The sequence below is a fragment of the Acidovorax sp. genome (genome assembly GCF_027492855.1).
Lineage (GTDB): Bacteria > Pseudomonadota > Gammaproteobacteria > Burkholderiales > Burkholderiaceae_C > Acidovorax.
Window position 1 is genome coordinate 1 of record NZ_JAPUDY010000053.1, and the last position, 15,019, is coordinate 15,019.

Here is a 15,019-nt window from a genome sequence, read left to right on the forward strand (position 1 = left end):
GCCGACGCGCGCTTGAGCGCATCGACCATGATCAGCAGTTCCATGAGGTTTTCGTTGGTGGGCGCGCAGGTGGACTGCACCACGAAAACATCGCGTGCACGCACGTTTTGCTTGATTTCGACGGTGACTTCGCCGTCAGAGAAGCGTCCCACGTCAGCGGCACCCAGGGTTGTGCCGAGGTGCTGGGCAATTTCAGCTGCCATGCCAGGATTGGCATTGCCGGTAAAAACCATGAAGTCGGTGTTATTGGCTTGCATGAGAGTCCCAGCAATCTGAAGTAAAAGCCCGTACGCGAGAAAATATTTGGCAGGGGAAGAAGGATTCGAACCTTCGCATGCCGGAATCAAAATCCGGTGCCTTAACCAACTTGGCGACTCCCCTACACAGGTCAACTGCTGAAAGCAGCCAACCTTAATTCTCTTCTGATGCCCACCCTGCCAGAGGATGAATCATCAGATTTTCACATGCCTTCACTTGCCAGCCCGCAGGGGCGTTGCTCAAGTCAACCGCATGTGACATTTGCGCAAACACTGCACTGCCTGAGCCTGTCATCCGGCCTTGCAATCCTCGGTTCTGGAGCCATTCAATGGCTTCGGTAACTTCGGGGCAAAGTGCCTGGGCAACTGGCTGCAAGTCATTTCGACCGAAGTGAAAGTGTGCTGCAGCAAAGCCTAAGATTGTAGCACTATCTGAATCGCGTTTCAAACTTGGCGACGAAAAAATTGCTTTTGTCTCCAAACCTGCTGCGGGCTTCACGATGGCAAAGCGCGCTTGCGGTAGTTGCTGTGCTTTCTCAAGCGGCGTGATTGTCTCACCAATTCCGGCCACCCAAGCGTTGCGGCCGCGTAAAAAAAACGGAACATCCGCGCCGAGTTGTAGGCCGATCGTTTCCAGCGCTGCCAGCGACAGGCCCAGGCCCCACAGCCGGTTCAGTGCAAGCAGTGTGGTGGCTGCATCCGAGGAGCCGCCGCCCATGCCCGCCTGGGCAGGGATGCTCTTGAGAACACCGATGTGTGCGCCCTGGGTGCACCCGGTGGCTGCCTGCAGCGCACGCGCCGCCCGGACGGTCAGGTCCACGTCTGGGAGTGCTGCGCTCAGGTCCTCTCGGGAGACGACGCCATCGGCGCGGCGCTCAAAATGCAAGGTGTCGCACCAGTCCACCAGCATGAAGACTGACTCGAGCAGGTGGTAGCCATCAGCGCGCCGCCCGGTGATGTGCAAGAAGAGATTGAGCTTGGCCGGGGCCGGCACGTCGTACAGAGCTTGCATCACAGGAGCAAAAAGAGAGGGGGCGAAGCGGGGCGGCGCTACCGGCCACTACCGGGTCAGCGCAATGCGCAACGTGGCTTGTGGAGCGGGGTGGTCGCGGCGCGCAACGAGTCTGCCATCTGCGAGGCCCGACAAATCAGCCTGCCAGCCCGGTGCTGTGGCATGGGTGCCGTTGAGCCAGCTAAAAAGCGCAACAACCGGAATGTGTGTGCCGGTCGCGTCCTGCAGAAGTGCCTCCAGAGAGTCTGAGGTGCGGGTTTCCTCCCCGCTCTGCAGCCTTGCATGGCCATCTTTCCAGTCCAGTTGTGCCATGCGGCTGCCCAGGGGGCTGAGAAGCACCAAGCTGCCGCTTTGGGCATTGCCTTGCAGCTCGAACGCTGAGGAGAACGATTGAGAGGCTTGGCCGTCGACTTGCAGGGCAAGCCGACCACTCCAGGCCTCCTCGCCCGCAGCTCTTGGTGTCGGCTGAGCGCAGCCCACGAGCCACAACAGGCACAGGGCGGCGATCCACCACCACACCATTCGACGGGACTGAGGCGGCACGCGCAACGCTTGGCCGCGCGCGCTGCTGCTGGCGAGCGAGGGCATCAGAGGGAGGCTCCGAGGCGTTTGAGCGTCTCTTTCAAGGTGTCGTTGTCGGGGCTTGCGCGCTGGCCTTCTCTCCATATTCTGGATGCGCCTTCCTTGTCACCCAGGCTCCAGAGCACCTCGCCCAGGTGCGCGGCGATCTCCACATCAGGCCGGACCTTGTAGGCGGCCTCCAGGTGGCGCCGTGCATCGGCCTTGTTGCCCAGTCTAAATTCCACCCAGCCAAGGCTGTCCATGATGAAAGGGTCGCCCGGCGCAAATTCCAGTGCCTTCAGGATCAGTTGCTTGGCCTCGGGTAGCCGCTGGCCACGGTCCGCCAGCGAATAGCCGAGCGCGTTGTAGGCATGGTGGTATTGCGGCTGGCGTGCGATCACCTGGCGAAGCAATTGCTCCATGGTGTCCGGTTTTCCGGCCTTTTCCGCCAGCATCGCCTGGTCATAGACCAGTTCTGTGTCGTCCGGGGCCAGTGCGACCAGTTCGGTCTGCACTTGGTAGGCCTCCTGGTAGAGGTGTTGCTCGCGCAGCAGTTGCACCTCGGCCGCCAACTTCATGCGCATGTCGTTGACCGATGTTCCGGGTAAATTGCGCAGCAAGGCTCGCGCCTGCGCAAGCTTGCCCTGGCGCGCCAACAGGGATGCGCGGCGGCTTTGGGCGCCAAACACTTCATCCACGTTGTCAATGCGCCCCAGCCAGGTCTCGGCCGCGGCAAAGTCTTTCTTCTTTTCTGCGATTTGTGCATACAGCAAATAGGCCTGGGTCAGGCCTTTCTGCCGCACTTCTGCGTTGGGGGTGGCTGATGCGAGCTCTATGAACCGTTGCAGCGAGGTCTCTGCTGCGGGCAAGCGGTTGTCCTGAAATTGCAACGTGGCAATGATCAGCCAGGCTTCCGGGATATCCGGCTTTTCTTTGGTGACGGCTTCCAACTGGTGGCTGGCTTCGGGATAGCGCTGTAGGCCCAAAAGAACGCGCGCATAGGCCATGCGCAGTTCAGGGACGGGCTGCTTGGTCAGCGACTGAATCACGATCGGCTCGGCTTCTGGTGTGCCTTCTTCCATCAGTTCCAGCGCCAGCCGTGCGGCGTCTTCACTGGCGTTGTCCAGCTCCTGCGCTTTGCGCGCGGCGTTCAGCGCGCCGCTTTTGTCGCCTGCCGCAAAGCGCAGGCGTCCTAGAGATGCCCAGGCCACAGGGCCAGTGGCAGGGTTTGTCAGCTCATCGGCCAGGGCTTGTTCCACCACCTTCGCGGCCAGGGCTTTGTCGCTGGCGCGCCCATACAGTTGGGGCAGAGAGGCCAGGGTGGCGGCTTTGGCGCGTGGGGGCGATTGGGCGAGCTCCTGGCGCAGCAGATCGGGGGTTTCGCCAATCCGGTTGAGGGCGATCAGGATCTGCAGCACATAGCGGTTGGCCTCCCGCGATTGCGGCAAAGCCTCTTTCCAGGCCTTGGCAGCAGCCAGGGCGTATTCGCCAGAGCGTGATTGCAGGGCGATGTCCGCAGCCCGCTGGTAGAGCTGGCCGTCCGCGCTGCGGCGGGCGGCTTCCAGCATGAAGGCATAGCCAGCGCCAGGGTCACCTGTGCGAGCGCTGATCTCGCCCAAGAAAATCTCGTAGAACAGTTCGGCGTCCAGGGCCGGATTGGACTCCACGGGCTGCTCGCTGGTGGAGGCGCGGTTGTCACCGCTGGATTGCTGAGCCCATGCAGATGGGGCTGCCACCACAAATACGGTGGTCAGCGCCAATGCGGCGGTTCGAAAGCGGAGAAATGGCACCATCGGGCCATAATAATCCATGCCTGTGAACCCGTTGCCCGGCGTTTTGTATGCCTGAGTTGCCCGAAGTGGAAGTGACCCGCCGCTGTTTGGCTGATGCCATGACGGGGGCTCGAATCGAATCCGTGGTGTTGGGTAAACCCTTGCGCTGGCCTTTGGGCTGCTCCCCCCAGTTTTTGGCCGGGCAGCAGGTGCAGGGTCTGCGCCGACGGGGCAAGTATTTGCTGACTGACATCAGCGAGGGCGTGTTGCTGCTCCATTTGGGAATGTCGGGAAGTCTGCGCTTTGACAGCGGACTGCCGCCAGCAGGTGCCCATGACCACTTCGACTTGGTGACCGACCGGGGGATCATGCGGCTGCATGACCCGCGCCGGTTCGGCGCTGTTGTTTTTGCGCCTGGAGAACAAAGCCCGGTGGCGACGAAGTTGCTGGGCGCGTTGGGTATGGAGCCGCTGTCGGATTCGTTTTCCCTCGCTGCCTTCCAGGCTGGGCTGAAGAAAAGCCGGATGCCCATCAAGCAACTGTTGCTGGCGGGGCGGCTGGTGGTGGGTGTTGGCAATATCTATGCGTCCGAGGTGCTTTTTCTGGCGGGCATTCGGCCCACCACGGTGTCTGCCCGCATTGGCGCAGGGCGGGCCCGCCTGCTGCATGAGGCTATCCGCGTGGTGCTTGCACGTGCGGTGGAGATGGGCGGCAGTACGTTGCGGGACTTTTCGAACGCAGACGGCATGGCGGGGCATTTTCAGACCACGGCCAATGTATATGGGCGCGAAGGTGCACCCTGCCATGTGTGTGGTACGGCGATACGGCTCCTGCGCCAGGGGCAAAGGAGCAGCTACTTTTGCCCTCAATGTCAGCGGGCGTAGCATGCAAGGTTGTTTCGCCCCTTCATTCGCGACAGCCCGCGTGCGGTCGATGCTATATTTTGTGTATGCCTACCCTGTAGGCCATTCATAGACCTGTGGGAGCAAAGTGGGACCTTCATTCAACGAACAGTTCGACCAGCATGGCGCCTGGCGGCGGGAGTTCGCCCAGCAGCTCAAGCGACTGGCCGAGTGGATGTCCTCGCACGACCTCATGGACGCGGCCGTGCAGGAGCGGCTGCATCGCCTGGAGGAGCAGGTCCGCAGCGACAAGGTCATGGTGGCGTTCGTTGCGGAGTTCTCTCGCGGCAAATCCGAGTTGATCAACGCGATTTTCTTTGCGGACTATGGCCGCCGCATCATGCCCGCAAGCGCTGGTCGTACGACCATGTGTCCAACAGAGCTGGGGTATGACGCCGCTCAGGCGCCCAGTCTGCGTCTGCTTCCCATTGAGACTCGTCTGCAGGTGCAGAGCCTGGCGGAATGGCGGGTGAAAACCGAGCGCTGGACGGAGATTTCGCTGGATGTGGGCAATGCGAACCAGATCGCCAAGGCCTTGGAAAAGGTGGCCGAAGTGCGCAAGGTCAGCCTCGACGATGCGCGCGCGCTGGGGTTCTGGCACGACGAACTGACCGATGAAAACCCGGTGCCCGATGCCCAGGGCCTGGTGGAAGTGCCCATGTGGCGGCATGCGGTCATCAATATTCCCCATCCGCTCCTTAAACAGGGGCTGGTGATTCTGGATACGCCGGGGTTGAATGCGGTGGGGGCCGAGCCCGAACTGACCGTCAACCTGATCCCCCAGGCGCATGCGGTGGTTTTTATCCTGAGCGCGGACACGGGCGTGACGCGCTCCGATCTGTCCATTTGGCGCGAGCATCTGGCGACCTCGCCCGACAGCATGGATGCCCGGCTGGTGGTGTTGAACAAAATCGATACCTTGTGGGATACGTTGAACAGTGCGGAGCAGGTTCAGTCCCAGATGGAGCGCCAGTGCAGCACTTCCGCCGAAATGCTCGGGGTGCCGCTGGACAGAGTGATTCCGGTGTCTGCCCAGAAGGGACTGGTTGCCAAGATCACAGCGGATGACCTGTTGCTCGAAACCAGTGGACTGCCGGTATTGGAAGAAGCATTGGCCAAAGGCATCATGGGCCGGCGCCAGTCCATTCTGCGAGCCACCGTGGCCACCGGGGTGGCCAGCCTGCGCACGGAAACGGCGCGGGTCATCAACATCCGCCGCCGCGATCTGGACGACCAGATGGCCGAGTTGCGCAGCCTGCGGGGCAAAAATGCATCCGTGATCGAGTCCATGCGCCATCGCATCGAGCAGGAGCAGCGTGAATTCGATCTGAGCACGGCCAAGATCCAGGCGGTGCGCGCCGTGCACCTGAAGCTTTTGCGGGCAGTGTTTCAGCAACTGGGCGCGAAGGCGCTCAAGACTGAATTGGCCGAGCTGGCGCAGACGCTGCAGCAAAAAGGCATCAAACTGGGTGTCAAAAAAATCTACACCCAGACCTTCGACAAACTGCGTGGAACGCTGGACAAGGCGCAAGCCTCAGGCACGGAAATCCAGGCCATGCTGGCCGGGACGTTTCGGCAGCTCAACGCGGAATTCGGATTTTCGCTGCAGGTGCCAACACCCCCTCAGTTGGAGCACTTTGCGCATGATCTGGATCAGATCGAGCAAAGCCACCTGCAGTACCTCGGTATGGGCAATGCCTTGAAGCTGGCACAGCCCGAATTTGCTGAGCGGCTGGTGCGCGCCCTTGCCATGCGGTTGCGTACGGTGTACGAGTCAGCGGCCAATGACCTTGAGCTGTGGAGCAAGTCGGCCACGGCGCAGCTCGACGCGCAACTGCGCGAGCGTCGCCGCAGTTTTGCGCGCCGTATCGAAGCGGTGGACCGCATACAGCAAGCAGCCAGCGGACTGGTGGAGCGTATTTCAGAAATCGAAACGAATGAGGAGGCGCTGGACCTGCTGGAAGGCAGGTTGCAGGAACTCACCGCCCAACTCATTGCCGTGCCAGGTTTGGAGCCTGTTGCCACGCTCGACCTGCATCTCGAGTCTGCATGAGTGTGCCTGCAGGTGGGGAGCATGTCGCCGGGCGCGTGGTGGCTTGGCAGGCATCCCATGGGCGCAATCATCTGCCCTGGCAACAAACCCGCGATCCCTACCGCGTTTGGCTGTCCGAGATCATGTTGCAGCAGACCCAGGTCAGTACCGTGCTGGATTACTACGCGCGGTTTCTGGACCGGTTTCCCGATGTCAATGCGCTGGCGAAGGCCCCACAGGATGAAGTGATGGGGCTCTGGAGCGGCCTGGGCTACTACAGCCGTGCGCGCAATCTGCATCGGTGTGCGCAGCAGGTGATGGCGGACCATGGCGGGGCGTTTCCTCGTACTGCGGCAGTCCTGGCAACCTTGCCAGGCATTGGCCGATCGACGGCGGGGGCCATTGCTGCTTTTTGTTTTTCTGAGCGGGTGCCCATCCTGGATGCCAATGTGCGGCGGGTGCTGACGCGCGTGCTGGGCTTCGACAAGGACTTGGCTTCGGCCAAGAATGAGCGCTTGTTGTGGGACTTGGCCGATTCGCTGCTGCCGACAAACGACCTCGGTCATGCCATGCCCCGGTACACCCAAGGGCTCATGGACCTCGGTGCTTCGGTCTGTACGCCGCGCGCTCCCCGTTGCAACGAATGCCCGTTGATGGAATTTTGTACGGCGCGAAGGGGCAAGGACCCAGAGCGTTATCCGGTCAGAACACGCAAGCTGACCCGCCGGGCCGAGTCGTGGCAGCTCGTGATTGTCCGCAATGAACAGGGGTGGGTGTGGCTGCAACGACGCCCCTCAACAGGTATTTGGGCGGGCATGCACTGCGTGCCAGTCTTTTCCGATGACGCTTCTAAGACCGCTTTTGTGTCGGGCCTTGGTGACCCGTCGCGATATCTACAGGAGGAGCTGCCCCCCTTTCTTCACGTGCTCACGCACAGGGATCTGCATCTTCATCCGGTGTTGATCAGTGGGGACTTCGGGGGCAATCCCTTGGGGGGGGGCGAGTGGCTCGGGTCCGATCAGTGGGAAGTCGTCGGTTTACCAGCGCCCATCCGCAAGCTGTTGGACGCGACGCAATTGCGATTGTGGTGAGCAATCCAATCGGTCTTGAACCGATTTTTACCGCCCGTCGAGTTCACGGTGCCGCCGTAGGGCGGTCCAACGGTTGCTGAATGCTTCGGCCAGCCTTTCCACGAGATAGACCGAACGGTGCTGCCCACCGGTACAGCCGATGGCCACCGTGACATAGCTGCGGTGGTTGTGGTCCAGCATCTCGAGCCAATGCGCCAGGAACTGTTCGATGTGGGCGCGCATGAGGGTCACATCCGGTTGAAGGAGTAGAAAATCTGCGACAGGCTGGTCAAGCCCCGTCAGATCGCGCAGTGCCGGCTCGTAGTGGGGGTTGGGCAGCATCCGCACGTCAAAGACATAGTCCGCATCCATGGGGATTCCTCGTTTGAAGGCGAAGGACTGAAACACAAGGGTCAATTGCCCTGGTGCAGTGGACATCAGGCTCTTGACGTAGCTTTGTAGTTGGGACGATCGGATCGTGCTGGTGTCAATGACGTGCGATTGCTCGCGCAGTTCTGCCAGGAGTTCGCGCTCCAGTTCGATGATCTGCACCAGGGCCCTGCGTCCCTGCTGGAGATCATCGTGGGACAGGGGGTGACGGCGGCGTGTTTCGGAGAAACGCCGCACCAGCGTATCGATGGTTGCATCCAGAAAAATCGACTGCACCGCAACGCCTTGGCTGCGCAGACGGGCCAACTCCTGGGGAACCTGGTGCAGTGACGTGGCGCTGCGCACGTCCATCGCAATGGCCAGGCGGTTTCCGTGATAGCGGTGCTCCAGTGCCACAAAAGCGGGCAGCAGTTCGGGGGGCAGGTTGTCCACGCAGTAGTACCCTGCATCTTCCAGTGCATGCAGGGCCACGGATTTCCCTGAGCCCGACATGCCCGTGATCAGGACGATTTCAAGAGCCATCCGTTGTCCTTTGCTGGGGTTGGTGCTGCCACATGGCCCAGCATTTCGCGGGCATGGGCCAGGGTGGTTTGTGTCGAGCGCTCCCCGCCGAGCATGCGGGCGATCTCGGCAACGCGTTGTTCTGCCTGCACCGCCAGCACAGTGCTGGTGGTTCCCTTGGGGTTCTTTTGCTTGGCCACCTTGAGGTGGTGGTGCGCGCATGCTGCGACCTGGGGAAGGTGGGTGACTGCCAGAACCTGGCGGTCACTCCCCAACTGTTGCATCAGCCGCCCCACGGTTTCGGCGACCGCGCCGCCCACGCCAGAATCGACCTCGTCAAAGATGAGCGTGGGAGCCATGCCGAGTTCGCTGGTGGTGACCGAAATGGCGAGCGAGATGCGTGAAAGCTCCCCGCCGGACGCAACCTTGCCGATCGGCTTGGGGCTCATGCCAGGGTGCCCCGCTGCAAGGAACACCACGTCGTCGATTCCATGGGCCGCGGGTTCTGGCGCCTTGGTGACCGACACTTCAAATTTTCCACCTTCCATGCCCAGGCCTTGCATGGCTTGAGTGATAGCGGTCGATAGTTTGGGCGCCGCCTTGGCGCGCGCCAACGACAGCGCCCGTGCCGCAGCCTGATACGCCTTGGCGCTGGTCGCTTCGGCGGCTTGCAGTTGTTCCACGTCGGTGGCGGCGTCCAGTTCGCGCATCTCGGTCTTCCAGTCCTGGAGTAGGGCGGGCAAATCCCCGGGCGGGCGCTTGTACCTGCGCGCCAGGCCCATCCACAGCGACATGCGGGCATCCAACTCGGCCAGGCGCTGCGGGTCGATGTCGGCGTGCCGCAGGTAGGAGTGCAGTGAATGCACTACATCATTGGCCTGCGCCAGGCTCGACGCGAGGATATCGGCCAGGTTGGCGAACTCTGGTTCGATGTGTTCCTGGGCCTGCAGGAGCGCGTGGGCCTGTGTCAGTGCGCTGAGTGCTCCCGCGTCGTCTTCCTGCAAAGCCCGTATTGCGCCATCGGCGCCATCAAGCAGTGCCTGGGCGTGTGACAGGCGCTTGTGCTGAGCATCCAGCTCATCCCATTCATCGGGCGCTGGCGCGAGTTTTTCCAGCTCGCTGATTTGCCATTGCAAGCGTTCGCGTTCCTGCTGCAAGGTCGCCTGGGCACTGCGTGCTTGCTGCAGAGCCTTCTGGTCTGCGCGCCATTGCGACCACCGGGCCGCGGTGTCGCTGGTGCTGACTCCGGCGAATGCATCGAGCAGGCCACGCACCGATTCGGGGCGGGTGAGGCTCTGCCAGGCGTGCTGGCCATGGATGTCTAGCAGCATGTCGCCCAGCGCACGCAGCTGTGCTGCCGTGGCGGGGGTGCCATTGATCCAGGCGCGGCTCTTGCCTTGCGCATCGACCGTGCGGCGCAGTAACAACACATCGTCGGCATCAAACCCAGCATCTTCCAGCCACGGCCGTACATGTGCAGGGCAATCGAATTCAGCGCAGATGTCTGTCTTGGGGCTGCCCTCGCGCACCACGCCTGCATCCGAGCGCGCGCCCAGAGCCAACTGCAGTGCGTCGATCAAAATGGATTTGCCAGCCCCCGTCTCGCCCGTCAGCACGGTGAAGCCGGGGTGGAGTTCCAGCTCCAGGGCCTGCACGATCACAAAATCACGCAGCGTGATCCGCCTGAGTGCCATGGTCAGGAGCCCCCTTCGTTCCAGCGCAGCTTCTTGCGCAGTGTTGCGAAGTAATTCCAGCCTTGGGGGTGAAGAAACCGCACGCAGTGCTCCGACCGTTTGACCAGAATGCGGTCGCCATGGAGCAGGGAGGCCAGTGACTGCATGTCGAAGTTGGCACTAACGTCCCGCCCGCTCACCACTTCAACGGCCACTTCCGTTGCATCGGACAACACGATGGGCCGGTTGGACAGGGTGTGTGGTGCAATGGGCACCAGAACCCAGCCAGGGATCGACGGGTGCAGCATCGGTCCGCCCGCCGACAGCGAATAAGCCGTTGATCCGGTGGGGGATGCAATGATCAGCCCATCGGCGCGCTGATTGGCCACCAACTGCCCGCCCACTTCGACCCGCAATTCCACCATGCCGGATGTTGCGCCCCGGTTCACGACCACGTCGTTCATGGCGAGTGCCTCGAACACTATGCGGTCATCGCGCACCACGGTGGCATGCATCAATGGCCGCAGATCCTCTTCATAGGCCCCGCGAAGCATGGGAGGGAGCGTGGTCTGGTACGTATCAAACGGAATATCGGTGATGAAGCCCAGCCGACCCTGGTTGATACCAATCAGTGGGGTGCCAAACCGGGCGAGCCTGCGGCCAATGCCCAGCATCGTGCCATCGCCGCCCACCACCAGCCCCAGATCGCATTGGGCTCCGATGTCGTCTACATTCAGTGCTGGGTAGTGCGTGAGTCCCGTGTTGCTGGCAGTCTCCGCTTCCAGCACCACCTCGCAACCCTGGCGCTCCAAAAGATGGGCAATGTCTTCCAGTGCCTGGCGAGAGTTGTCGCCCGCGGATGAAGCTTGGTACTTGCCTATGAGGGCGACATGGCGGAAATTGGACGTCATCGCGAAATTACATCATTAAAATCATTCCATGCTCGATGACCGCGCCAAGTTGTTGCTCAAAGCCCTGGTCGAGCGTTATATCGCCGACGGGCAGCCCGTTGGCTCACGGACCTTGTCCCGCGCGTCAGGGTTGGATTTGTCGCCAGCGACGATCCGCAATGTCATGGCCGACTTAGAGGAGCTGGGGCTGATCGCAAGCCCCCACACCTCGGCGGGTCGTATTCCCACGGCGCGGGGGTACAGGCTGTTCGTGGACACCATGCTGACCGTGCAGCGGGACCCGCTGACGCATCCGCAGCTCGCGCCCGAGCAGCCGCAGAAGGTGATCGCCAATGCCGCGCAGCTTTTGTCCAACCTCTCTCAGTTCGTGGGGGTGGTGATGGCGCCACGACGCACCTCGGTGTTTCGCCATATCGAGTTTTTGAGGCTGTCGGAGCGCCGTTTTTTGGTCATCATCGTTTCGCCTGAGGGCGACGTCCAGAATCGGGTGATCTTTACCGAGGCTGACTATTCCCAGTCACAACTCATCGAGGCCTCCAACTTCTTGAACGCGCATTACGCCGGGCTTGCGATGGAGCAGGTGCGCGAGCGCTTGAAATCAGAGGTGGATGTGTTGCGTGGGGAGATTGCAGCGCTCATGCAGGCGGCGGTGAACGTTGGATCTGAGGCGTTGTCAGAGGCTCAGGATGAAGTGGTGATCTCCGGCGAGCGCAATCTGCTGGCGGTGAGCGACTTTTCCAGCGACATGGGCAATTTGCGCCGAGCCTTCGACCTTTTTGAGCAGAAGACCCAGATATTGCGTCTGCTTGATATCTCCAGCCAGGCCGAAGGGGTGCGCATCTACATCGGCGGCGAGAGCCACGTCGTGCCTTTTGAAGAATTGTCCATTGTGAGCGCTCCGTACGAAGTGGACGGCACGGTGGTTGGTACCTTGGGCGTGATCGGCCCGACACGCATGCCCTACGACCGGATGATCCAGATCGTGGACATCACCTCCAAGCTGGTTTCCAACGCACTCAGCTACCGCAAGTAAGCCCCTACAATACGGCGCTTGCCCCGTTGTATAGCGTTGGAGCATGGCTTGGGGCGTTAGCTCAGTTGGTTAGAGCAGAGGACTCATAATCCTTTGGTCGTTGGTTCAAGTCCAACACGCCCTACCATCCGTCAATCGTACGGACGATCACTGTGATCAAGGCCATTTTTCTGCGGTAAGGCGCTCTGTTTCTCTTTGAGGGGCTATGGAGTGCATTACAATTGTGGCTTGCGCTGAATGAGGTTTTGTTTGTTTTAGCCGCTTGTCGGCAAGTACAAATAAAAAAGTGAGTTTCGAGGGTCGCCAAGAAATCATGCTATAATTCAAAGCTTAGCGGCTGTAGCTCAGCTGGATAGAGTACTTGGCTACGAACCAAGGGGTCGTGGGTTCGATTCCTGCCAGCCGCACCAATGTTTAAAGCCTGCAATCGAAAGATTGCAGGCTTTTTCATTTGTCCACGCGCTTTGCGCTGATCGGGGGTGTCTGGCTATGAGCAAGGCTTTTACCAAAGAGACCGATGGGGCTGACGACGACGATGAGTTGGCGTTGCCGCCGTTGCCTGCCGGCGGCAAGAACTACATCACGCCGGCTGGCTATGCGCGCCTGCGGGGCGAGCTTCTGGAATTGATCGACAACGAGCGCCCCAAGATCGTGGATGTGGTGCATTGGGCGGCCAGCAACGGCGATCGTTCCGAGAATGGCGACTACTTGTATGGCAAGAAGCGACTGCGCGAAATCGATCGGCGCATCCGTTTTTTGACCAAGCGGTTGGAGATCGCTGAAGTCGTAGACCCTGGCCTGCACGCGGGCAGCGATCAGGTGTTCTTTGGGGCCACGGTGACCTACCTGGACGATGAAGGTGTTGAGCGCACGATCACCATCATGGGCATCGACGAGGCAGACAGCCGTGAGCTGCAAGTCAGCTGGATTTCGCCCGTGGCACGGGCGCTACTCAAGGCCCGTGTGGGGGATGAGGTTCAGTTGCCGACACCTGGGGGTGTTCGCCAGCTTGAGGTGGTAGAGGTTCGGTACCCGCCGCCGCATTCCGGATAGCTGCTCGCTCACATGGCGCGAGCAGCCCAGCCTGACGGCTACGCCTGCGGCGTCATCCTGGCTGCACGAATGACCGCTTGGGTGCGGCGCAGGTTTCGCAGTGCCAGTTCCAGATGTGCTTGGTCGCGCACGGCCACGATGAAGCGCAGGTCGGTGGTGTCGAGGGCTGCCTCGTCATCCATGTCAACATGGGTGATGTCTGCTTCGGAACTCGCCAGTTCAGCCGCTACGCGCGCCAGCACGCCCTTGCCGTTGGTGACGGTGACGACCACGCCGGTCTCAAACATGCGCGTCGGTTCATCCGACCAGTCCACGGCAATGAAGCGTTCGCTGTCCTTGTTCTGAAGGCGTTTGGCCACACCGCAATGTGCGTTGTGCACCACCAGCCCCTCGCCCCGGCCCAGGTAGCCGACGATGCTGTCACCGGGCACCGGGCGGCAGCAGGATGCGTATTGCACCGAGGCGTTTTCGCTACCATCGAGTGTGACCGCACCTTGTGACAAGGTTTCGTGCGATGTATAGCGCTCGCGGGTCATGAGCAGCGCATTGGGCCGATGGCCATGCTCCGACATCAACACCATGAGCCGTTTGGCCACGATGCTGGCGATGCGCTTGCCCAGGCCCAGGTCGGTCATCAGCTCGCTGCGTGTGCGGTTGCCGGTAAAGCGCAGCAGCTTGTCCCACATGGGCTGGGTTTCTGCGTTGACGGGCGGCAGTTGCTCCAGGCCTTCGGCGCGGATTGCTTGGGTCAGCAGCTTTTCTCCCAGGCCCTCGGACTCAGTCTGCGCCAGGGTCTTGAGGTAGTGGCGAATCTTGGAGCGGGCGCGGCCGGTGCGGACAAAGCCCAGCCAGGCCGGATTGGGCGTAGAGACGGGGGCGGTGATGATCTCGACCACGTCGCCGTTCTTGAGCTCCGTGCGCAGCGGCACCTGCTCGTTGTTGATTTTGGCGGCTGTCGTTCGGTCGCCCACATTGCTGTGGATGGCATAGGCGAAGTCCACCACAGTGGCGCCGCGTGGCAGCGCCATGATCTGGCTCTTGGGGGTGAACACGTAGACGGCGTCTGGGAACAGGTCTACCTTGACGTGATCCCAGAACTCGGCGGCGTCGCGGGTTTCGTTCTGAATGTCCAGCAGCGATTGCAGCCATTTGGTGCCCAGGCGCTCCGCAGCGGTTCCGTCGCCGTCCTGGGCTTTGTACAGCCAGTGCGCAGCCACGCCGGCTTCGGCGATGACGTGCATTTCATCGGTGCGCACCTGGAACTCGATGTTCACACCCGAAGGGCCCACGAGGGTGGTGTGCAGCGACTGATAGCCGTTGAGCTTGGCAATGGCGATGTGGTCCTTGAACTTGCCGGGCACCGGCTTGTACATCTGATGAAGCACGCCCAGCGCCGTGTAGCAGTCGGTGACTGTGGGCACGATGACCCGAAAGCCGTAGATGTCCGTCACTTGCGCAAAGCTCAGGTGCTTGAGGTCCATCTTTTGGTAGATGGCGAACAAGGTTTTCTCACGCCCTGCCAGGCGCACCTTCATGCCGATCTTCGAGAAGGCGGCATCCACCTCGGTCTGCACTTTCTGCACCAGATCGCGGCGGCGGTTGCGTGATTTGTTGACGGCCTTGGACAGCGTGGCGTAGCGCCATGGGTGCAGATGGCGGAACGCCAAATCCTGCAGCTCGCGGTAGGTCTGGTTCAGCCCCAGGCGGTGGGCAATGGGCGCGTAGATCTCCAGCGTTTCCGACGAGATTCGGCCCCATTTGCTGCGCGGCATGTCTGACAGCGTGCGCATGTTGTGCGTGCGGTCGGCCAGCTTGATGAGGATGACGCGCACGTCGCGCGCCATGGCCAGCA

The 15,019-nt window shown here is 61.3% G+C and carries 13 protein-coding genes and 3 tRNA genes; 7 read left to right on the forward strand and 9 right to left on the reverse strand.

From position 1 onward, the window contains the following. The 5 genes from Q0105_RS10850 to Q0105_RS10870 all read right to left on the reverse strand — a co-directional run. A partial coding sequence (locus tag Q0105_RS10850; protein ID WP_298211636.1) for a ribose-phosphate pyrophosphokinase-like domain-containing protein occupies window positions 1-257 on the reverse strand: 257 nt, incomplete at its 3' end. A 47-nt stretch (window positions 258-304) separates the two neighbouring features. Then, window positions 305-381: transfer RNA gene (locus Q0105_RS10855), tRNA-Gln, on the reverse strand. Window positions 382-411: 30 nt separating this feature from the next. Continuing rightward, window positions 412-1,269: a 4-(cytidine 5'-diphospho)-2-C-methyl-D-erythritol kinase gene (ispE, locus tag Q0105_RS10860; protein ID WP_298211638.1), complete on the reverse strand. Its 858-nt coding sequence runs from the start codon at window positions 1,267-1,269 to the stop codon at window positions 412-414. 48 nt (window positions 1,270-1,317) lie between these two features. Next, complete coding sequence (locus Q0105_RS10865) at window positions 1,318-1,791, reverse strand: lipoprotein insertase outer membrane protein LolB (RefSeq protein ID WP_298211659.1); 474 nt, start codon at window positions 1,789-1,791, stop codon at window positions 1,318-1,320. A gap of 65 nt (window positions 1,792-1,856) precedes the next feature. Then, window positions 1,857-3,641: a tetratricopeptide repeat protein gene (locus Q0105_RS10870; protein WP_298211641.1), complete on the reverse strand. Its 1,785-nt coding sequence runs from the start codon at window positions 3,639-3,641 to the stop codon at window positions 1,857-1,859. A gap of 29 nt (window positions 3,642-3,670) precedes the next feature. Between Q0105_RS10870 and mutM the strand changes: the two genes are divergently transcribed. The 3 genes from mutM to mutY all read left to right on the forward strand — a co-directional run bounded on the left by mutM (window position 3,671) and on the right by mutY (window position 7,627). Next, window positions 3,671-4,486, forward strand: coding sequence for a bifunctional DNA-formamidopyrimidine glycosylase/DNA-(apurinic or apyrimidinic site) lyase (mutM, locus tag Q0105_RS10875; protein WP_298211643.1), 816 nt, complete (start codon window positions 3,671-3,673; stop codon window positions 4,484-4,486). Window positions 4,487-4,592: 106 nt separating this feature from the next. Then, on the forward strand, window positions 4,593-6,557 hold the full coding sequence (locus Q0105_RS10880; protein WP_298211645.1) for a dynamin family protein: 1,965 nt from the start codon (window positions 4,593-4,595) through the stop codon (window positions 6,555-6,557). Then, a complete protein-coding gene (gene mutY / locus Q0105_RS10885; RefSeq protein WP_298211647.1) occupies window positions 6,554-7,627 on the forward strand; it encodes an A/G-specific adenine glycosylase in 1,074 nt (357 codons plus the stop codon). The genes Q0105_RS10880 and mutY overlap by 4 nt, the downstream gene beginning before the upstream one ends. Window positions 7,628-7,654: 27 nt before the next feature. Here mutY and rapZ read toward each other — a convergent pair whose 3' ends face one another. The 3 genes from rapZ to Q0105_RS10900 are packed head-to-tail and all read right to left on the reverse strand — an operon-like array spanning window position 7,655 to window position 11,081. Continuing rightward, complete coding sequence (rapZ, locus tag Q0105_RS10890) at window positions 7,655-8,518, reverse strand: RNase adapter RapZ (protein WP_298211648.1); 864 nt, start codon at window positions 8,516-8,518, stop codon at window positions 7,655-7,657. Then, on the reverse strand, window positions 8,497-10,191 hold the full coding sequence (gene recN / locus Q0105_RS10895; RefSeq protein WP_298211650.1) for a DNA repair protein RecN: 1,695 nt from the start codon (window positions 10,189-10,191) through the stop codon (window positions 8,497-8,499). The genes rapZ and recN overlap by 22 nt, the downstream gene beginning before the upstream one ends. A 2-nt stretch (window positions 10,192-10,193) precedes the next feature. Next, a complete protein-coding gene (locus Q0105_RS10900; protein WP_298211651.1) occupies window positions 10,194-11,081 on the reverse strand; it encodes an NAD kinase in 888 nt (295 codons plus the stop codon). Window positions 11,082-11,109: 28 nt separating this feature from the next. Between Q0105_RS10900 and hrcA the strand changes: the two genes are divergently transcribed. The 4 genes from hrcA to greB all read left to right on the forward strand — a co-directional run bounded on the left by hrcA (window position 11,110) and on the right by greB (window position 13,167). Continuing rightward, complete coding sequence (hrcA, locus tag Q0105_RS10905; protein ID WP_298211653.1) at window positions 11,110-12,114, forward strand: heat-inducible transcriptional repressor HrcA; 1,005 nt, start codon at window positions 11,110-11,112, stop codon at window positions 12,112-12,114. A gap of 50 nt (window positions 12,115-12,164) precedes the next feature. Beyond that, a tRNA-Ile gene (locus tag Q0105_RS10910) sits at window positions 12,165-12,241 on the forward strand. 206 nt (window positions 12,242-12,447) lie between these two features. After that, window positions 12,448-12,524: transfer RNA gene (locus Q0105_RS10915), tRNA-Arg, on the forward strand. A gap of 79 nt (window positions 12,525-12,603) precedes the next feature. Continuing rightward, on the forward strand, window positions 12,604-13,167 hold the full coding sequence (gene greB / locus Q0105_RS10920; protein WP_298211655.1) for a transcription elongation factor GreB: 564 nt from the start codon (window positions 12,604-12,606) through the stop codon (window positions 13,165-13,167). A gap of 38 nt (window positions 13,168-13,205) precedes the next feature. On the opposite strand, the gene Q0105_RS10925 is transcribed toward greB, so the two are convergent. Beyond that, window positions 13,206-15,019, reverse strand: a 1,814-nt coding sequence (locus Q0105_RS10925) for a RelA/SpoT family protein (RefSeq protein WP_298211657.1), incomplete at its 5' end; no start/stop codon positions are given.